Origin of the sequence: Pseudomonas salmasensis (assembly GCF_014268375.2) — a bacterium.
Taxonomy (GTDB): Bacteria; Pseudomonadota; Gammaproteobacteria; order Pseudomonadales; family Pseudomonadaceae; genus Aquipseudomonas; species Aquipseudomonas salmasensis.
Genome location: NZ_CP077083.1, coordinates 26,312 through 46,265, shown reverse-complemented (window position 1 = coordinate 46,265; position 19,954 = coordinate 26,312). Strand labels below are relative to the sequence as shown.

16 protein-coding genes are annotated in these 19,954 nt (G+C 62.1%); 8 read left to right on the top strand and 8 right to left on the bottom strand.

What is annotated here, in order from left to right:
- Positions 1-8 precede the first annotated feature (8 nt).
- The 3 genes from tolQ to HU731_RS00175 form a co-directional block, all read right to left on the bottom strand.
- Positions 9-701 (bottom strand): protein TolQ, encoded by a 693-nt coding sequence (gene tolQ / locus HU731_RS00185; protein WP_186609107.1) that lies wholly within the window; start codon positions 699-701, stop codon positions 9-11.
- Positions 702-748: 47 nt separating this feature from the next.
- Positions 749-2,614: a phytase gene (locus HU731_RS00180; RefSeq protein WP_186609106.1), complete on the bottom strand. Its 1,866-nt coding sequence runs from the start codon at positions 2,612-2,614 to the stop codon at positions 749-751.
- 172 nt (positions 2,615-2,786) lie between these two features.
- Positions 2,787-5,300 (bottom strand): TonB-dependent receptor, encoded by a 2,514-nt coding sequence (locus HU731_RS00175; RefSeq protein WP_186609105.1) that lies wholly within the window; start codon positions 5,298-5,300, stop codon positions 2,787-2,789.
- 815 nt (positions 5,301-6,115) lie between these two features.
- Between HU731_RS00175 and HU731_RS00170 the strand changes: the two genes are divergently transcribed.
- Positions 6,116-7,030 carry a GGDEF domain-containing protein gene (locus HU731_RS00170; protein ID WP_186609104.1) on the top strand — a complete coding sequence of 305 codons (915 nt, stop codon included), beginning with the start codon at positions 6,116-6,118 and terminating at the stop codon, positions 7,028-7,030.
- Position 7,031: 1 nt separating this feature from the next.
- A complete protein-coding gene (locus HU731_RS00165) occupies positions 7,032-8,069 on the top strand; it encodes an AraC family transcriptional regulator (protein WP_186609103.1) in 1,038 nt (345 codons plus the stop codon).
- Here the strand turns inward: HU731_RS00165 and HU731_RS00160 are convergent.
- The 4 genes from HU731_RS00160 to HU731_RS00145 all read right to left on the bottom strand — a co-directional run bounded on the left by HU731_RS00160 (position 8,056) and on the right by HU731_RS00145 (position 12,224).
- Positions 8,056-8,937: a LysR family transcriptional regulator gene (locus HU731_RS00160; protein WP_003191903.1), complete on the bottom strand. Its 882-nt coding sequence runs from the start codon at positions 8,935-8,937 to the stop codon at positions 8,056-8,058. The genes HU731_RS00165 and HU731_RS00160 overlap by 14 nt on opposite strands.
- 214 nt (positions 8,938-9,151) lie before the next feature.
- A complete protein-coding gene (ycaC, locus tag HU731_RS00155) occupies positions 9,152-9,769 on the bottom strand; it encodes an isochorismate family cysteine hydrolase YcaC (RefSeq protein WP_003191905.1) in 618 nt (205 codons plus the stop codon).
- A gap of 29 nt (positions 9,770-9,798) precedes the next feature.
- The gene (locus HU731_RS00150; RefSeq protein WP_057974876.1) at positions 9,799-11,637 is read right to left on the bottom strand and encodes an amidohydrolase; all 1,839 of its coding nucleotides are present in this window, start codon (positions 11,635-11,637) and stop codon (positions 9,799-9,801) included.
- Complete coding sequence (locus tag HU731_RS00145; protein WP_186609102.1) at positions 11,634-12,224, bottom strand: antibiotic biosynthesis monooxygenase; 591 nt, start codon at positions 12,222-12,224, stop codon at positions 11,634-11,636. The genes HU731_RS00150 and HU731_RS00145 overlap by 4 nt, the downstream gene beginning before the upstream one ends.
- Before the next feature lie 178 nt (positions 12,225-12,402).
- On the opposite strand from HU731_RS00145, the gene HU731_RS00140 reads away from it, so the two are divergent.
- From HU731_RS00140 to argE, 4 genes are read left to right on the top strand one after another with little or no spacing between them, the layout of a single operon-like run.
- Positions 12,403-13,734, top strand: a complete 1,332-nt coding sequence (locus HU731_RS00140) for a flavin-containing monooxygenase (RefSeq protein WP_186609101.1) — start codon at positions 12,403-12,405, stop codon at positions 13,732-13,734.
- A 23-nt stretch (positions 13,735-13,757) separates the two neighbouring features.
- Positions 13,758-14,168 carry a RidA family protein gene (locus HU731_RS00135; RefSeq protein ID WP_186609100.1) on the top strand — a complete coding sequence of 137 codons (411 nt, stop codon included), beginning with the start codon at positions 13,758-13,760 and terminating at the stop codon, positions 14,166-14,168.
- An 11-nt stretch (positions 14,169-14,179) separates the two neighbouring features.
- Positions 14,180-14,857 (top strand): DUF1028 domain-containing protein, encoded by a 678-nt coding sequence (locus HU731_RS00130; protein WP_014718153.1) that lies wholly within the window; start codon positions 14,180-14,182, stop codon positions 14,855-14,857.
- Positions 14,854-15,999, top strand: coding sequence for an acetylornithine deacetylase (argE, locus tag HU731_RS00125; RefSeq protein WP_186609099.1), 1,146 nt, complete (start codon positions 14,854-14,856; stop codon positions 15,997-15,999). Before HU731_RS00130 ends, argE begins: the two co-directional genes overlap by 4 nt.
- Positions 16,000-16,124: 125 nt before the next feature.
- Here the strand turns inward: argE and HU731_RS00120 are convergent, their stop codons facing one another.
- The gene (locus tag HU731_RS00120) at positions 16,125-17,036 is read right to left on the bottom strand and encodes a LysR substrate-binding domain-containing protein (RefSeq protein WP_186609098.1); all 912 of its coding nucleotides are present in this window, start codon (positions 17,034-17,036) and stop codon (positions 16,125-16,127) included.
- 250 nt (positions 17,037-17,286) lie between these two features.
- On the opposite strand from HU731_RS00120, the gene HU731_RS00115 reads away from it, so the two are divergent.
- Both HU731_RS00115 and HU731_RS00110 read left to right on the top strand, forming a co-directional pair.
- Positions 17,287-18,702, top strand: coding sequence for a purine-cytosine permease family protein (locus HU731_RS00115; RefSeq protein WP_186609097.1), 1,416 nt, complete (start codon positions 17,287-17,289; stop codon positions 18,700-18,702).
- A 288-nt stretch (positions 18,703-18,990) separates the two neighbouring features.
- Complete coding sequence (locus tag HU731_RS00110; protein ID WP_186609096.1) at positions 18,991-19,284, top strand: fructose-bisphosphate aldolase; 294 nt, start codon at positions 18,991-18,993, stop codon at positions 19,282-19,284.
- The last annotated feature ends 670 nt before the right edge of the window (positions 19,285-19,954 follow it).

Below are 19,954 nucleotides of genomic sequence, written 5' to 3'. Positions count from 1 at the left end.
CTCCTTGTTCAGGCGGCCACGGCCAGGTTGTTCGAGGTACCGCGCAGCGTGCGGTGCAGGTGCACTTGCAGCTCATTGCCAAAAGCGTAGTAGCGCGTAAGCAAGGTCTGGCTGCGTGCCGCAAAGCGGTTATAGGCGACCACTGCCGGAATCGCCGCAAACAGGCCAATGGCCGTGGCAATCAAGGCTTCGGCAATGCCCGGTGCCACGGTCGACAGCGTGGCCTGTTGCACCTGGGACAAGCCGAGGAATGAATTCATGATGCCCCACACGGTCCCGAACAGGCCGATATAGGGGCTGACCGACCCCACCGTCGCCAGAAATTGCAGGCCCTTTTCCAGCTCCAGTTCCTGCTCGGTGATCGCTACCTGCAAGGCGCGCTCCACCCCCTCGAGCACGGCCGGATCGTGGTGGTGCAGATGCTGGTATTCCTGCATGCCGGCAATAAAGATCGGCGCCACACCGCCCTCGCCTGCCTGCGCGGTTTCGCGATACAGGGGTTGCAGGTCCGACGCAACGCGAAAGCGCGCCAGGAAGCCGTTGAGCTGTCGTTCCAGCCCCCGCAGCACGCGGCTGCGCTGGATGATCAGGTACCAGCTGAGCAAGGAGGCCAACAGCAAGGTGACCATCACAGCCTTGACCAACAGGCTGGCGTCGCTGATCAAGCTCCAGATCGTCATATGTTCCATCGTCGCGTGCATGATGAAGCTCCTATTCGATTAAAAACGGATGACTGCGTGATGACAGCTCAGGGTAATTTCAACGCGCGGCTCACCTCGGCCCAGGGCACGAACTTGAAGTTCTGGGCTTGCTCGGGCACGCGCTTGCGCCCGTCCTGCACCACCAGCATGCCTTGGCTCCAGGGCCCGCCGAGGTTGACGGCAGTGACCTCCAGGCCATCGGTTTCCGAGGCGCCATCAATGCCGGCCGCTGCATTGAGGCCAACGCGCAAGGCGCCGCGCACAGCGAATGGCGGCTCGGCGTCCAGCACCAGGTAGCTGTCATTGCCTTGGCTGGAGATCACCAGGTAATCCCGTGTGGGGCTTTGATACAGCGCCAGGCCTTCGACATCCGCATGCAGTTGCGCGCCGACTTTGATCACCGAAGTGAGCGTGGCCGGTTGGTCGGCACGGGCATCCATCGCCCACACGCCGACATCTTCCTCACCGATAAACAAGCGCTGGCGCTGGTCATCGGCCACACAGCCCTCGGGTTGGCTGTCGACCTTGAACTGACGCACCAACTCGCCCTGCACACGGCCAGCCTGCGCACTCAGGCGGTATTGCAAGAAGGTGCCGTCCTTGTCATTGGCAAACGCGTAAAGCTCACCGCTGGCGGGCTGAAACAGGCAGATGCCGTAGATGTCCTTGAGTGGCGTGGGAACCTCACCGGCTTCACGCAGCTCGCCGCTCTGACGGTCGATGCTGAACAGGCTCAGGCTGTTGCGGTCGCGGTTACTCGCCACGGCCAGGTCGACTGTATTCGTACCCAGTTTGAAGCCAGGGCGTAAGTCGACATTGTTCAGGCGCCCCACTGCCAGTTCCTGCAGCAGCTTGCCGTCGAGATCGTAGGCCAGCAGGCCCTGTTTTTTGTTGGTCCCCAGCACACGACTCTTGGCCGGCGTGTCGGGGTGAATCCAGATGGCCGGGTCATCCGCCGCGTCGCCTTGGCGACCCACGGGTTCGGTCTGGCGCAGGGCGGCGACTTGCGCCAGCACCGGGGCAACCGGTACCGGCGTGGCCTGCCAGTCGAGGCGGCCCTGATAGAGCTGGCCGCTGTCGTCATCCCGCACCAACACCTGCCGGCCCTGGATCACCAGTTGCTCCGGTTCTTTGAGGCCCGGCAAGGCCAGGCTGGGTTGCCCAACCCAACGCTCCCCAACTTGCTGGAACAGCTGCAACTGCGCGGTTTTCGGGTCCAGCGCGAGCATCCCCCCCGGCATCAGCGCCATGGCGCCTGCTTCGCGCGCGGGGTCGTCGAACAGCGCCACGGGCGTGCGTTTCACCTCGGCCTCCGGGTGCGCCGGGTAGGCCCACCAGCCGACGTTTTGCTCGTTCACCACCAATCGCTCGGCCCCGTCATCCACTTGGCAGTACTGCGCCGATGGCGGCAGTGGCAGGCTGCGAACACGCTGCGCCTGGGCCAACAGGGTCGAACCGTTGCCCACCAGCCACTGTTCGCCCTTGCCCTCTTCACCCACCAGGAACACAAACAGGTTGGCCGCCGAGTCGCGATAGAGGCACAGGCTGTTCACCGCAAAGTCGCGGGGCGGCAGGTACAGCGGCGTACCCCAGGTTTTGCCGGCGCCATCGAGGCCGATCAGCAAGGCCTGCTGGCGGTCGTTGTCGAGGCTGGCGATCAGCGTTTGAGTGCCGGCAGCGCGGGTGTCGAGGCTGCTGAAACGGCCCTTGAACCGGGCCAGTTCGGCGCCTTTATCGTCGAGCAACAGCAGGCCGTCGCGGGCGCTGGCGGCCACGCGCTGAGTGCCGCCGGGCAGGAAGGCCACGGCTTGGGCATTCAGGCTGGGGGCCCAAGGGGTCAACGGTAGCTCGGTGGCGAACGCATTGCCGCTGGTTACCAACGCAACCAACAGGCACAGCTTGGAAATTCTCATGAACAGACAATCCTTCGAAAACAATGGAGATCCCGTTTGGGACGGCTTGCCCTGATGCCCTGTAGGAGCGAGCTTGCTCGCGAAAAACGCACAGGCGCCGCGTTCATTCAGGCAGCACGCGTTATCGTTGAGGTTTTTCGCGAGCGAGCTCGTTCCTACAGGGTGGCAACGGTTAGAAATGGGTGAAGGTCAGGCCCAGCTTGTAGGTGGGGCCGTACTCTTCGTACTGGCCGTTGTAGCTGCGGTGGCCGGTGTAGACGAAGTACGACTCATCAGTGAGGTTCTGTGCCTCGAAGCTGACCTGCAGGTTCTTGGTCAGCGAGTAACGCGCGCTGAAGTCGACGAAGGTTTGCGCGTCGACGTGCAGGTCATGGGCCTTGTCATTGATCGACGCCAATTCATACAGGTAGGCCGACTTGTAATTGGCCGAGAGGCGCAGGCTGAGTGTGTCGTCTTCCCAGCCGAGCATCAGGTTGCCGACCGTGTCGGACTGGTTAGGCAGGCTGATGTTGCGCTTGCGATTGCGCCCGCTGGCGCTGTCGAAGCCCTCGATGTCCGCGCTGGAACGGCTGAAGGTGCTGTTGGCGCCGATCATCAAGCCGTTCCATGGCGCAGGCAGCCAGTCGAACTTCTGTGAGTAGGCCAGCTCCAGGCCATAGAGTTTGGCGCTGTCGCCGTTGGCAAAGGTGTGCGCCTCGGCGAAGTTGGCCCAGGCACCGGTACCGGCCACGTCGGTGTTGTAGACGAAGTTCTGGATGTCTTTGTAGAACACGAACGCCGACACCGTACCGGCGCGGCCCATGAAATGTTCGATGCCCAGGTCCAGGTTGCTCGACTCCAGAGGCTTAAGGTCGGGGTTGCCGAAGGTGGCCTCGTCATCGTCGATCACAAAACCAGGGGCCAGTTGGCCAAAGGTCGGACGCACCACCGACTTGGTCCAGGCGGCGCGCACTTGGGTGTTCTTGTCAATCTGGTAGCGCGCATGCAAGCCCGGCAGCCAGTGGTGATACCGGCGCTTGGTCTCGGTGGCGCTGAACTGGCCGTCCGTGGCGCCGGTGCCCTTGGCTTCGAATTCGGTGCCTTCGTAACGCAGGCCGGCGATGAAGCGCCAGTCGTCGATATCAACGGTGTTCATCAGGTAGCCGGCGTTGATGTCTTCGCGAATGGTGAAGTCGTTAACCCTGGATTCGGTCGGGTCATAGAAGTCATCGCGATTGAGGCCGCCGATCAACTGGCGGATATTGCCCGCGCTGATGCCTGGGCCAAAGCGGCCAAGGCGGTAGTCGACGTTGCCCTTCTGGAACTGCGTGAGGTTGAGTTGTTCGTCGCTCAAGCCCTGTTCATCCAGGTCCTTGTAGACCCAGGCCTCCAGGTCATTGTCCTTGTGGCGCCGGCTGACCTTGCCGCCGAACTTGAACTGGGATGCGTAACCGCGCAGGTCATAGTCGCGCGCCAGGTCCAGGCGCAGGTTTTTCTCGGTGTCCTGGGTGTGCTGTTTTTCCCAGTCGACTTTGTCGAGGCTGAAATTAGCGGGGTCGTAGAAACCACTGCCGATGATCGGGCGCGGCTTGGACTTGTCGTAGAAGCCGCTGTCGGCAAAGTCACCGCCGTCGAAGGTCGCCCCGGCAATATGCCCCGGGCTGTCTTCGCTGGAACGGCTGTACCCGGCCTGGCCGCTCAAGGTCCACAGGCCGAGCATGCGTTCACCGCCCACTACGTAGGATTGGATTTCCTGGGTTTCCTCGCGGTTCTTGAGCTTGCGCTTACCTTCGGCGTCGCCCAATTCGCCCGGCGCTTGCGGGTCAGCGAACTCGAGGCTGGCGGCGTTGCGCGTTTCGGTGTCCTTGTAGCGACTGTAGAGCGTGCGCAGGTAGTAGCTGCTCAAGTCATCGGGCTTGTAATCGAAGTTAAGGCCACCACCGGCGCGTTCACGGCTGATGTCGTAGTCGCGCTGCTCGAATTCGTTGAGCCGGGCACCGTTGGTAAAGTCCCAGGCGCCGCCAGTTTCGACGTTGTCCGAGCCAAAATCACGCTTCTGCCAACTGAGCGCCGCGGCCACACCAAAGTTGTCGATACCGTCGCCGAGGCTGAACCGGTTACTGGCGGCGCCGGAGAATTTCGGGCTGGTCTGGTGCGTGTTCTTGTCATAACTGGCCTCGGTGCTGCCGGTGTAGAACAGGCCCTTGTGATCGAATGCCGACAGGCTCTTCACATCGACGGTGCCGCCCAGGGAGTTGGCGTCCATGTCCGGTGTGAGCGTCTTGATCACCGACAGCGATTGCACCAATTCCGAAGGCAGAACATCCAGGGCCACGGCGCGGCGCTCGCTCTCAGGCGAGGGCACCAGGGTGCCGTTGATGGTCACGCTGTTGAGGTCCGGGCCCAGGCCGCGCACGCTCACAAAGCGCCCTTCGCCCTGGTCACGCTCAACGCTGATGCCCGGCAAGCGCTGCACCGCCTCGGCAACGTTCTCATCGGGCAACTGCGCGACGCCGTCAGCATGCACCACGCTCTTGATGCTGTCGGAAGAACGCTGCTCCTTGAGGGCGCTGTCGATCGCAGCGGCTTGGCCGACCACATCGACATGCTCGGTGGTGGCTGCTTCGGCAGCATTGACCCGCTCGCAGGCTATCGCCAGGGCCAAGGCGGTAAGCGTAAAGCTGACGAGCCCGGTGCGCTTGTACATGAAACCCTCCCCAAGAATCCGTTGGCGCCAGGCAAGGGGCCCGGCAACTGGGAGGGCAAGCTAGGGGGGAGCCGTGACGGTTCTGTGACAGGGTTGCGGGCATAGCCTGTCAAAGCAGGGTTTATAGGCTTCTTGAGCGTACAAATGAGCTGAAATGACCTCGGTCAGAGGTGGGAGCTGGCTTGCCTGCGAAGACGGCGCTTCAATCGACATAGATGTCGAATCTGCCCCCACAGGTAACCACGATGCGAAGCGAGCCGCTCTTGATCTTGCTCTTGATCTGCTTGTGATCTTGATCTCAGGCGCCCCGTTAAACCACGCTGGCCGGAATTCGACAGGGATTTGGGGGGTAAACCGGCAGGGATGCCGGTTTAGCCGCCCCGCGCCATGGATGGCGCGTGGCGGCGGCCCCCCAAATCACTGGCGGATTACGGGCACACCGAGCCCAGGCGAGGTGCCGAGTGGTGGGGCAAGAGCGTTTTGCTTACTTTTGCGCTTTTCAAAAGTGAGCCGCCGGCGGAACCCTAAGTGGCCGTTACCGCAGCAATGGATATACACACAATCCAACTGTGTTGACTGCCAGGCCGCCTTCGCGAGCAAGCCCGCTCCCACAGTTGGATGGTGGAGTGTCAGGTGGATAGGCGTCGACTGGCAGGCCGCTATCGCAGGCAAGCCAGCTCCCACATGGACTCCATGTCCAGCTGAAAAATAGGCCGAGGGCATGAGCTGATTCGACCCTCCCACCCCGTCATCCAACCGTCACATCCATCTGCTGTGCTGGCGCCCATTACTCATTCGCCCAAGGACCCGTGGCCATGTTTTCCGTGCTCAAACCCCACCGCTGGAAACTCACGTTGCTACTGATCGCCGCCAACCTCGGACTGATCCTGCACCTGGCCTGCGGCGAGCTCAAAAGCGTCAGCGAATGGGTATGGCTGGATATCATCGGCGAAGGCGGTTCGGCGCTGCTCGCACTGATCTGGCTGGGCCTGGTGTTGAAAAGCCGCCCCGCCGGACGGGTCACCCAATACCTGGCGCTGGGGCTGTCGTGCATCTTTTTTTCCTGGTGGATCGACAGCCTCGACGAATTAATCCGCCTGCCTGACAGCATCTCCTGGGATCACTGGCTGGAGTCAGGGCCCATGCCGGTGGGCATGATCCTGCTGACAATTGGCATCTACCACTGGCACCACGAACAACTGGCGATCAGCGCGCAGATGGAAAAACGCGAGCGGTTGTTTCGCGAGCACCGGCTGTTCGACAAACTCACGCCCCTGGCCGGTGCCGACTACCTCAAGCGCCAACTCGCCGACAGCCTGCGTGACAGCCAAGAGCAGCAACAACCGCTGTCGCTGCTGGCCCTGGACCTGGACAACTTCGCCGCCATCAACCAGGCCTACGGGCATGCCGAGGGTGATGCGGTGCTACAGGCGGTCAGCCACGTGCTGTTGCTCAACCTGCGCCGCCAGGACCTGTTGTGCCGCCTGGCGGGTGATCGTTTTGTGGTGCTGCTGCCCAACACCGGCGAGCGCCAGGCCCAGGGCTTAGCGCTGGAGTTGCAACACGCGGTGCAAAGCCTGGCCCACAAGACCCGGCAACAGGGCGAACGCCTGCAACTGGCGGCCACCACGGCGGTGGTGATGGCCTTGCAAGAGTCACCCTTTGAGCTGCTCAAGCGCCTGAACCTGGGTCTGGCCCGGGCCAAGCAGCCCCTTGCGAAAAGCGCCTGAAATGGCCGTGAAAACCAGTTGGTATGAAAACGACAGCCGCTTCATCCCCGGTCATTATCAACCCGCCACGTTGATCGACCTGGGCTTGTCCCGGGACATCGACAGCCATCGCCTGCTGCGCGGCACCGGCCTGTTCCACGAAGACATCCTGGCCGGCAACGCGCGGTTGAGCCCGCAGCAGTTCCTGGGTTTGATCGGCAACAGCCGCAAATTACTGGACGCCGATGACAGCAGTTTCCTGTTTGGCCAACGCCTGCTGCCCGGCTACTACGGCGCCGCGAGCCATGCGCTGGGGCATGCACAAAACCTTCATCAGGCGCTGGATATCCTGGTCCAGCAACAAGTGCTGCTCAGCCCGCTGGCCACGCTGCAACTGGAGCTGGATGAGCACCACGCCTACCTGTACTGGTTGGACAGTTGCGGTGCCGGCGAACACTGGCGCTTTCTGCTGGAAGCCAGCATGACCTCGCTGGTTGCCATGAGCCAATGGCTCAGCGGCCAGCGCTTGCCGTGGGTGTGCAGTTTCAGCCATGCCGAACCCCGGTACGTCGAGCAATACTGGGTGCATCTGGGCGAACACACGCGCTTCGAACGCCCGCTGGATATGATGTGCATCCCACGGGAATACCTCACCCATACCTGGCCGGGGGCTTCGGCCACGGCGGGCCAGGTCGCACGCCAGCAAGCCCTTGAACAAATCGAGCAACTGGGCTTTGCCGCAAGCTTTCTGGATTGCCTCTACGGCTACCTGCGCGAACATGTCCGCCAGCCGCCGAGCCTGGAACAGGCCGCGCACACCTTCGCCATGAGCCCGGCCACGCTAAAGCGCAAGTTGCAACGGCACGACACGGGTTTTCAGCAACAGGTCGACCGGGTACGCAAGCACGTGGCGTTGCACCTGTACCAGGCCAAGGGGTTGAGTAACGAGGAAGTCGCGGCGTACCTGAACTTCAACGATGCGGCGAATTTTCGGCGCTCGTTCAAGCGGTGGACGGGCAGCACGCCCAACCTGATCCGCCAACTGTTCAGCAGCCGCTAGCCAGGCGTTCGCGCAGGAACTCCACCAGCGCTTGCACCGGGCGTGAACTCTGGCGGTGCTGCGGGTACACCGCCGACAGCGTCAAGGCCTCAGGGGCGAAGTCTTCCAATACCTTGACCAAACGGCCGTCCTTCAAGGCCTCGCTGACAATGAACGTCGGTAGGTAGGTAACGCCCAAACCGGCAATCGCGGTATCGCGCAGCAGGTCACCGTTATTGACACGCATGCGCCCGCTCACGCTCAAGGCTTGCAACTTGCCTTTGAAACGCCATTGCACTTGGCGGCCGTGGCCGTAAGGCAGGCAGTCGTGCGTGGTTAAATCTTCGGGTTTCAATGGCGTGCCCCGCAGTGCCAGGTAGTCGGGGCTGGCGCAATACACCCGTTCGATAGCGGCAATCCGCCGAGCGATCAGGGTGGAGTCTTCAAGGGTGCCGATGCGCAGCACCAGGTCGTAGCCCTCGCCGATCAAGTCCACCGGGCGGTCGCTCAGGTCGACTTCAACGCAGACCTGCGGATGCTGGCGCAAAAACAACGGCAGCAGGCAACCCAGGTGCGCCATGGCGAACGACAAGGGTGCACTGAGGCGAATGGTGCCGCGCGGTTCGCTGTTCTGGCCGGCGATGCCCTGCTCCACCTGCTCCACCTCACCGAGCAGGCGCAAGGCCGACTCGTAGTAACTCTGGCCCAGCGGCGTGACGTCCAGGCGCCGTGTGGAGCGGTTGAGCAAGCGCACGCCCAGGCGGTCTTCCAGTTGGATCAGGCGGCGACTGACGAATTGCTTGGACAAGCCCAATTGCTCGGCGGCGGCGGTAAAACTGCCGGATTCCATGACCTGGCAGAACAGGCGCATGTCTTCGAAGGGGTTCATTGTCGCTTCTCAGGGGACGATGGGCTGTTTTATAGCCTGTCAGTGGCCACACCACAAACCAAAATGTGAACACCATCAAATGTGGGAGAGAACTTGCCCTAATGCCCTCCGTAGGAGCGAGCTTGCTCGCGAAAACCCCATAGACGCCGCGTTTATTCAGGAAGCACGCGTTATCGTTGACGTTTTTCGCGAGCAAGCTCGCGCCTACAGCAGGTTACTTGGCAGCGAACGCCGAGTAGCTGTTCATCAGGTTGCGGTAGTTGGGAATGCGCGGCGAGAGCAGGTTGGCCAGGCCTTCCATATCGTTGCGCCAGTCCACTTGCAGCTCGCAAGCCACCGAGAACCAGTTGACCAGTTGCGCACCGGCGGCGGTCATACGCGCCCAGGCGGCTTGTTGCACGGTTTCGTTGAAGGTGCCGGAAGCATCGGTGACCACGAACACCTCGAAGCCTTCGTCAAGGGCACACAGAGTCGGGAACGCCACACACACGTCGGTCACCACACCGGCAATGATGATCTGCTTGCGGCCGGTGGCCTTGACGGCCTTGACGAAATCTTCGTTGTCCCATGCGTTGATCTGGCCAGGGCGCGGGATGTACGGCGCGTCGGGGAACAGTTCTTTGAGCTCAGGCACCAATGGGCCGTTGGGGCCGCTTTCAAAGCTGGTGGTGAGGATGGTCGGCAGGTTGAAGAACTTCGCCACGTCGGCCAGGGCCAGCACGTTGTTCTTGAACTCGTTGGGGGAGAAATCCTGCACCAGGGAGATCAGGCCGGTCTGGTGATCAACCAACAGCACAACAGCATCGTCTTTGTTCAAGCGCTTGTAAGTCATGGGTAACTCCTTTGGGGATGGGGTGTTTTTCAAAAAGCAAAGCAGGAGCAGCCGAACGCACCCCAGAAACCCTGGAAGTCGCTGACCGGCACGCTGGAAAGGCGCGCTTTTTCATGGCTGTGGGCATGCACGCCACAAGGGCCGCTGCACTGGTGAACCTGGGCCTGCATCGGCGACGTCGGGCGCCAGTGCCCCGGCACCTTGACCACTGGCGACCAGTCCGGCAGCACCGGTACCCGTGGCGGGGCGAAATCTTCGAAGTCGCCAGCGCCGTACACGACCTTGCCGCCGACCACCGTCAGTACCGACTCGATCCACTTGATGGCTTCTTCCTCGACGCTGAAAAAGTCCGCCGACAACGCGGCGACATCCGCCAATTGGCCGACCTTGATCTGGCCTTTCTTGCCCTGCTCGGACGAGAACCAGGCACTGCCGTGGGTGAACAGTTCCAACGCGGTAAGGCGCGGCAAGCCCTCGGCGTGCAGCTCCAGGCCACCGACGGTGCGGCCGCTGACCATCCAGTACAGCGAGGTCCAAGGGTTGTAGCTCGACACGCGGGTGGCATCGGTGCCCGCCCCTACCGGTACGCCTTCAGCCAGCATGCGCTTGATCGGCGGCGTGGCTTCGGCAGCCTTGGCGCCGTAGCGCTCGACAAAGTATTCGCCCTGGAACGCCATGCGATCCTGGATCGCAATACCGCCACCGAGGGCACGCACGCGCTCGATGTTTTTCGGGGTGATGGTTTCGGCGTGGTCGAAGAACCACGGCAAGCCATTGAACGGGATGTCGCGGTTGACCTTCTCGAACACGTCGAGCATGCGCGAGATGGACTCGTCGTAAGTGGCATGCAGACGGAACGGCCAGCGCTGTTCCACCAGGTGGCGTACCACCGGTTCCAGCTCCTGCTCCATGGTCAGCGGCAGGTCCGGGCGGGGTTCGAGGAAGTCTTCGAAGTCCGCCGCCGAGAACACCAGCATCTCGCCGGCACCGTTGTGGCGCAGGTAGTCATCGCCCTGGTGCAGGGTGACGCTGCCGGTCCAGTTTTTGAAGTCGCTGAGCTCTTCCTTGGGCTTCTGGGTGAACAGGTTGTAGGCGATGCGCACCGTCAACTGTTGATCCTTGGCCAGTTGCTCGATCACCGCGTAGTCATCGGGGTAGTTCTGGAAACCGCCGCCGGCATCGATGGCGCTGGTCAGGCCCAGGCGATTGAGTTCACGCATGAACTGGCGGGTGGAGTTGACCTGGTATTCCAAAGGCAGTTTCGGGCCTTTGGCCAAGGTCGCATACAGGATCATCGCGTTGGGCCGCGCCACCAGCATGCCGGTGGGGTTGCCGTTGCTGTCGCGCACGATCTCACCGCCCGGCGGGTTCGGCGTGTCCTTGGTGTAGCCCGCCACCCGCAGTGCGGCGCGGTTGAGCAAGGCGCGGTCGTACAGGTGCAGCACGAACACCGGGGTGTCCGGGGCGGCTTGGTTGAGTTCTTCCAGGGTGGGCATGCGCTTTTCAGCGAACTGGAATTCGTTCCAGCCGCCCACCACACGCACCCATTGCGGTGTGGGCGTGCGGTCGGCCTGGTCTTTGAGCATGCGCAAGGCATCGGCGAGGGACGGCACGCCTTCCCAACGCAGTTCAAGGTTGTAGTTCAACCCGCCACGAATCAGGTGCAAGTGCGAGTCGTTGAGGCCGGGAATCACGGTGCGGCCCTTGAGGTCGATGACCTGGGTGCCGCTGCCGCGCAGGGCCATGGCTTCGCCGTCGGTACCCACGGCGACAAAGCGCCCTTGGTGGATGGCCACGGCGGTGGCGCGTGGGTTTTCCCGGTCCACGGTGTGGAACTGGCCATTGAACAGAATCAGATCGGCGTTCATAGGGTTTCCTTTACAGAGGCTTCAAGCCAGGGAGCGAACAGGCGGGTGGCCGCCGGCATCAGCAGGTACACCACCAGCAACACGATGGTCAGGGTGACCAGGAAGGTGGAGACCACGTAATTGGACAGAAACGGGTGCAACCGCAGGATCGGCCCCCAGATAAACGGCAGCAGCAGGGTTTGCGGCAAGATCACAAACAGGCTGACCACCGCCTGCTTCCAGCGCGGCGGCTTGGCACCGCCCTCGGCCTGGGGCGCGAACCAGAATTCATTGGCCGCACCGATTTCGGTCTGGTCGCCGTCCGCGAGCATGGGCGCGGCTTCATCGATCAGGGCCTGGCGTTGCGGGGAACCGAGCCACAGCTCAAGGGCGGTGGTGGAGCTATAGCGCAGCACGCAAGTGAACAGCGCCATGCCGTTTTGCTGGCTGCGCACCACGTCAACGCCCAAGTGCCCAGGGCGTTCGCCCGCGATGCGCACGATGCGGCGCAGCCAGGCTTCGTACTCGACTTCAAAGCCAGGTTTGACCCGGTGCTTGACGACCAGGGTAACGACTTCGTCGGGGCGGGTGTTGGCGGTTGAATCCATGGCTGGGTGTTTCCCCAAAGCATTGAGCGATGGGGAGAGTGTCGCCGGTTGGCCGGTGTGGGGAATTGCATGTATGTGCTGTGTGGCAGGCCTTCGCCCGCTCTGCATCCGATATTTATGCTCACTTCCCAACTTAATAATATTTTATTAATAACCCCCCGCCCCCTAACTTGACGTCATGCCCGAGCTGAATCCAACTGCATTACGCAAGGATAGAGACATGACTGTAGCGATAACAAAAATAGACACGCTGGTGGTTGGCGCAGGTCAAGCTGGCGTGGCCATGAGCGAGCATTTGAGCAAGCAAGGCGTGCCGCACCTGGTGCTGGAACGCAGCCGTATCGCCGAGCGCTGGCGCACCGGGCGCTGGGACTCGTTGGTCGCCAACGGTCCGGCCTGGCATGACCGCTTTCCCGGCCTGCATTTCGATGACGTCCCCGCCGATGGCTTCGCGCCCAAAGAGCGTGTGGCCGATTACTTCGAAGCCTATGCCCGTAAATTCAACGCGCCGATCCGCACCGGCGTGGACGTCACCTCAGTGGTACGCAACGTCGGCCGCCCCGGCTTTACCGTGCACACCAGCGAAGGCGTGATCGAAGCCAACCGCGTGGTGGCCGCCACCGGGCCCTTTCAGAAGCCGGTGATTCCCGCTATCGCACCCAAAGACAGCGCGCTGCACCAGATCCACTCCGCCGACTATCGCAACCCAGGGCAACTGCCTGCCGGCGCTGTGCTGGTGGTAGGCGCCGGCTCGTCCGGGGTGCAAATTGCCGATGAACTGCAGCGCTCCGGCCGCCAGGTGTACTTGTCGGTCGGCGCCCACGACCGCCCTCCCCGCGCCTATCGCAACCGGGATTTCTGCTGGTGGCTGGGGGTGCTCGGCGAGTGGGACCAGGCGGCGATGAAACCCGGCCGTGAGCACGTCACCATTGCCGTGAGCGGCGCCCACGGCGGCAAGACCATCGACTTTCGCGAGCTGGCCCAGCAAGGCATGACCCTGGTCGGCCTGACCCAGGCCTTCGACGGCACGGTAGCCACGTTCCAACCCAACCTGGTGGAAAACCTGGCGCGCGGCGATGAAAACTACCTGGCCTTGCTGGATGCGGCAGACGCCTATATCGAGCGCAACGGCCTCGACCTGCCCCTGGAGCCCGAGGCACGTCGGGTGTTCCCCGACGCTGAATGCATCAAGCAGCCGATCCTGGAGCTGGACTTGGTACAAGCGGGCATCACCTCGATCATCTGGGCCACCGGATTTGCCGTGGACTACAGCTGGTTGCAGGTAGACGCCTTCGACGCCGCCGGCAAGCCGCAACACCAGCGTGGTGTCTCCAGCGAAGCGGGCATCTACTTCCTCGGTTTGCCGTGGCAATCGCGGCGTGGCTCGTCGTTTATCTGGGGCGTGTGGCACGACGCCAAATACGTGGCCGACCATATCGCCATCCAGCGTCAGTACCTTGAGTACCGCGAAGCCGCCCCGGTTGCCCGCCTGTCCCCTGTCAGCGCCTGACCCTTTTTTCTGGAGTTTTTTTGATGCCTACCCACACTCGCATTCGCATGTTCAACACCAAAGAAACCTACCCCAACCAGAGCCTGGACAACGACCTGTGCCAGGCCGTGCGCGCCGGCAACACCGTGTATGTACGCGGCCAGGTGGGCACTGATTTCGACGGTAACCTGGTCGGCCTCGGCGACCCACGGGCCCAGGCCGAGCAAGCGATGAAAAACGTCAAGCAACTGCTGGAAGAAGCCGGCAGCGAACTCAGCCATATCGTCAAGACCACCACCTATTTGATCGACCCACGCTACCGCGAGCCGGTGTACCAGGAAGTCGGCAAGTGGCTCAAGGGCGTGTTTCCGATTTCCACCGGGCTGGTGGTCTCGGCCCTGGGCCAGCCGCAGTGGCTGATGGAAATTGATGTGATCGCGGTTATTCCAGAGTAAGGAGGCTAGCCATGACCTTTTCCATCGTCGGCCGGTGTGCAGAGACCGGCCAACTGGGCATTGCCATCAGCTCATCGAGCATCGCCGTGGGCGCCCGCTGCCCGTGGCTGCGCCCCGGCGTGGGGGCAGTGTCGACCCAGAACATCACTTTGCCGGCCCTGGGCCCGGACGTCCTCGACGGGCTGGAACAGGGCCTGGCCCCCGCCGACGCCGTCGATAAAGCGCTCACCCGCAACGGCTACAGCCAGTACCGGCAACTGACGGCGATTGACCACCTGGGCCGCAGCGTGCATTTCAGCGGCAGCCAGACCCTGGGCACCCATCATGCGGTGTCGGGCGAGCAATGCGTGGCGGCGGGCAATATGCTCGCCGCCCCTGAAGTGATCACCGCGATGGTCACGGCCTTCGAACAGGGCGAAGGCCAACTGGCCGACCGCCTGCTGGCGGCCATGCATGCCGCCATCGCTGCCGGCGGCGAAGCCGGCCCGGTGCACTCCGCCGCGCTGGTGGTGGTAGGCGAGCTGACCTGGCCGATCATCAACTTGCGCGTGGACTGGGCCGACGAAGCGCCCATTGGCGAACTGCAAAAACTCTGGGACGCCTATCGCCCCCAAGTGCAGGACTATATCGACCGCGCCCTGGCCCCCGACCGTTCCCCCGGCTACGGCGTGGCCGGAGACGACCGATGAGCCGCAGCCGTGAACTGCTGGACACCCTGGTGGGCTTCGACACCACCAGCCGTGAGTCCAACCTGCAATTGATCGAATATGTGCGCGATTACCTGGCCGGGTTTGGCGTGGCCAGCGAGTTGATCTACAACGCGCAACGCAGCAAGGCCAACCTGTTTGCCAGCATCGGCCCGGTGGAGCTGCCAGGTATCGTACTGTCGGGGCATACCGACGTGGTGCCGGTGGACGGGCAACCCTGGAGCCTGCCGCCGTTTACGCTGACCGAGCGTGACGGCAAGTTGTACGGGCGCGGCACCGCCGACATGAAGGGGTATATCGCCTGCGTGCTGGCGTTGGTGCCAGCGCTGGTCAAGGCACCGTTGCGCCTGCCGGTGCACATCGCCCTGTCCTACGATGAAGAAGTCGGCTGCCTGGGCGTGCGCTCGCTGCTGGCCGTGCTGGAACAGCGCCCGGTCAAGCCGATGCTGTGCATCATCGGCGAGCCCACCGAGCTCAAGCCGGTGCTGGGCCACAAGGGCAAATTGGCGATGCGCTGCGACGTGCAGGGCGAGGCCTGTCACTCGGCCTACGCGCCCTCGGGGGTGAATGCGATTGAACACGCCGCCGAGTTGATCGGTGAACTGGGGCGCATTGGCCAACGTTTACGCACGCGTCAGGACCCACGCTTTGACCCGCCGTTCAGCACGGTACAAACCGGCATGATCAACGGCGGCAAGGCCTTGAATATCGTGCCGGCTGACTGCCGCTTTGACTTTGAAGTGCGCGCCCTGCCCTCCATGGACCCGGGCGAAGTGGCACAAGAATTACAGGCCTACGCCCGGCAACAGGTATTGCCGCGCATGCAGGCGGTCAGCAAGCAGAGTTCGATTCAGTTCACCGAGTTGTCGGCCTACCCAGGGCTGGTCACGGATGAGCGCAGCCAGGCGGCGCAATTGATTGCGACGTTTTGCGGCTCGCGAGACTTCGGCACCGTGGCGTTTGGTACCGAGGGCGGGCTGTTCGATGCGGTGGGTATTCCCACCGTGGTGTGCGGCCCAGGCAGCATGGACCAAGGGCATAAGCCCGATGAGTTTGTGAGCCTTAAGCAGCTCGACGGCTGCGATGCCATGTTGCAGCGGTTGCTGGGCTTTATCACACTCTGAGGCCATCACCCTCTATCACCCTGTAGGAGCGAGCTTGCTCGCGAAAAACTCACAGACGCCGTGTTCATTCAGGAATCACGCGTTATCGTTGACGTTTTTCGCGAGCAAGCTCGCTCCTACAATGTTCAGCCGAGCAAACGGACAAGCTCTTCTCGGCAGTAGTCAACAAACAACTGCACCGGCTTGGTCAACGGTGCGCGGCGCAGCCAGACGGCCGACAACCCCGACCCCGTGACCGTTTCCGCCAAGGGAATGCACACCACTTTCTGCCCATCATAGGTGTACTCGCTGAACGGTTTGGTCACCAGGATCGAGAACCCGAACCCCCGCCCCACCATGCCCCGCACCATTTCGATGGAGGGCGAGCTGAACACGATATTCGGCGTCAGCCCGCGTTCTTCGAAGATGCTCACGAAGTAGGTACGGCTGGGCAACACGTCCAGCAAAATCATCGGCTCCAGCACCAGGTCGGCCAGGGACACCTTGGCCTGCTGGGCAAAGCGGTGGTCGGCCGGCAGCAGCGCATAAGGCTGTTGCGGCGGCATCAGTGGCGTGGTCTCGATGGTGCCGCCCAGGTCGTGCTCAAACAGCATCGCCACGTCGATACTGCCCGCCGTCAGCGCCTGCACCAGCTCCTGCTGTTCGCCATCGCGGATGCGGATCTCCACGCCCGGCCAGCGCGCCTTGAAGCCGGCGATCAAGCGCGGCAGGTACAACGGTGCCACGGTTTCAAAACAGCCAATGTCGATCTGCCCGGCCACCACATCGTTATCGGCCAGGGCGTTCTGCTCGAACTCATGGGCCACGCGCAACAGCTCCAGCGCCTTGCGGTAAAAGCGCGCGCCGCTGGGCGTGAGCGAAACGCCCTGGGCGTGATGGCGGATAAACAGCTGCACGCCAAAACTGTCTTCCAGCTGTTTGATCGCCGTGGAAACCGACGGCTGGGCGATATACAGCTTGCGCGACGCCTCGGCAACGCTGCCGCATTCGGCCGTGGTCACAAAATATCTGAGCTGACGCAGGTTATAGGCTGCCATCGGCACCTCCCTAAACGTGGTGTTTTGCCCCAAACAAGTGCGCAGAAACACCGGTTTTTCAAGCCATTGACGTGCACGCAACATACCGGAGCAAAAAACCTCACGAGATACTTTTTTTAAGGTCTATAGCAACAAACTTACTAATTTACCTGCCTGCGCCCATTGCAGATGATCACTCCAACAACAAAGCGGCGCCCATGCGCCGCACAGCGAAGTACGTCCACGTACTCACCTTGCCTTGGAGCTCGTCATGGTTACCACTGCAACATCCAGCGCCCCGCTTATCGAAAAACACACGATTGGATACGTGCCCCCGCAAGATCGCCATGGAAAGGTAAGAGACCTGTTCACCCTGTGGTTCGGCGGCAACATCGCGCCGTTGCCGATCGTCACTGGCGCACTGGGTGTGCAACTGTTCCACCTCAACCTGGTGTGGGGCATTGTCGCCATCCTCGTCGGCCACTTGGTCGGCGGTGTGTTGATGGCATTGCACTCAGCCCAGGGCCCGCAGATGGGCATCCCGCAGATGATCCAGAGCCGTGCGCAGTTCGGCTCCCTCGGCGCGTTGCTGGTGGTGGTAATCGCCGGGGTGATGTACATCGGCTTCTTCGCCTCCAACATCGTGCTGGCCGGTAAATCCCTGCATGGCGTGGTGGACGCCGTGTCGGTGCCGGTAGGCATCGTTATCGGCGCCATCGGTTCCGGGATCATCGGCATCATCGGCTACCGCTTCATCCACGTACTCAACCGCATCGGCACCTGGGTGCTCGGCGCCGGCATCGTGCTGGGCTTTGGCTATATCTTCACCCATGTGCAGACCACGGATTTCCTCACTCGCGGTAGCTTCAATATTTCCGGTTGGCTGGCCACCGTTTCCCTGGCTGCGCTGTGGCAGATCGCCTTTGCGCCCTACGTGTCGGACTACTCCCGCTACCTGCCCGCCGACGTGCCGGTAGCCGCCACCTTCTGGACCACCTACCTGGGCTCGGCCCTGGGCTCGAGCCTGGCGTTTATCTTCGGCGCCGTCGCGGTACTCGCCACGCCGGTGGGCATGGACACCATGGACGCGGTCAAACTTGCCACCGGCGCCATCGGCCCGTTGATGCTGGTGCTGTTCCTGCTCAGCGTGATCAGCCACAACGCCCTCAACCTGTATGGCGCGGTGCTGTCGATCATCACCCTGGTACAGACCTTCGCCTACCGCTGGATCCCCACCGCGAAAAGCCGAGCGGTGATCTCCCTCATCGTGCTGGCCGCCTGTTCGATTGCGGCGGTGTTTGCCTCCCAAGACTTCATCGGCCATTTCGTCGACATGGTGCTGGTGCTGCTCGTGGTGCTGGTGCCTTGGACGGCGATCAACCTGATCGACTTCTACGCCATCCACAAAGGCCAATACGACATCGCCTCGATCTTCCGCGTGGACGGTGGCATCTACGGCAAGTACAACCCCCAGGCGCTGCTGGCCTATGCGGTGGGGATTGCGGTGCAGATTCCGTTTATGAACACGCCGCTGTACGTGGGGCCGATTTCGCAGCACATCAACGGCGCGGACTTGTCGTGGGTGGTGGGGCTGGCGGTGACATCGCCGCTGTACTTCTGGCTGGCGAGCCGGGACAGTGCGTATAAGCGCCGGATGGACAGTGGGAAGTTGGTGGGTGGGGTTTGATACATCCTGTCGGTTGCGCCTGTGCGATGGTCACTTTATAGTTCGCCCCGTCGCTGGCATTGGTCGGCGATGGGGTTTCGCAGCCCTACAAATAGAATCAACCTGCACAGTCATCAGACCCACAGGCGGAGCCCGCCTGCGTCCTGTTTATGGCGGCTGTGCGTGGGAGACCTTCGGGTCTGCCGGGGGTGATTCTTCCTGGTCTGCGAACCCGCGCACAGTTGCCACCCAATCTGTTTCGCAGCAGCAAGGTGGCAGTTCTTTTTACCTAAAATAGAATCGAACCTTATGACAACTCAACACCCGCCCCGCCGCTTCACCCCCATGTCCCAAACCGCAACCGATTATCCGGTACTGCTGATCGACAGCGACGCGCCGCTCAGCGAGTTGCACGCCTGCGCCAGCGAACGCCTCAACGCCGCACTCGACTACCTGCACTTGATGGCCTGCTCCAACGTATCGGACTATGCCGAGCACGACATCAACACCGTCGCCAATACCGCCCGGATCATGGTCCAGGATGTAGCGGATGTGTTTACGGTGATTGAAAAACGCGGCCTTGATTCGCCTGCTGTGCAGTAAGTTGTGAGAAAACCCGCCTCGGCGGGTTTTCGGGTTTTTGCGAAGCTCAACCCTACCCGCATCGCCTTCTGTAGGAGCGAGCTTGCTCGCGAAAAACGTCAACGCTAACGCGTGCTTCCTGAATAAACGCGGCGTCTATGAGTTTTTCGCGAGCAAGCTCGCTCCTACCCAGGCGGTAACCACGATGCGAAGCGAGCCGCTCTTGATCTTGATCTTGATCTGCTCTTGATCTTAGGCGCCCCGTTAAACCACGCTGGCCGGAATTCGTCAGGGATTTGGGGGGTAAACCGGCAGGGATGCCGGTTTAGCCGCCCCGCGCCATGGATGGCGCGTGGCGGCGGCCCCCCAAATCACTGGCGGATTACGGGCACACCGAGCCCAAGCGAGGTGCCGAGTGGTGGGGCAAGAGCGTTTTGCTTACTTTTGCGCTTTTCAAAAGTGAGCCGCCGTCAGGGCGGAACCCTAAGTGGCCGTTACCTAAATAACGGATATGTACCCGGTCCAACTGTGTTGACCGCCAGGCCGCCTTCGCGAGCAAGCCCGCTCCCACAGTTTGATCGCGGAGCGTCAGGTAGATATGCGGAGGCTGTCAGGCCGCCATCGCAGGCAAGCCAGCTCCCACAGTTGGATCGTTGGGGTCTCTGGTGGATAGGCGTCGGCTGGTCGGCCG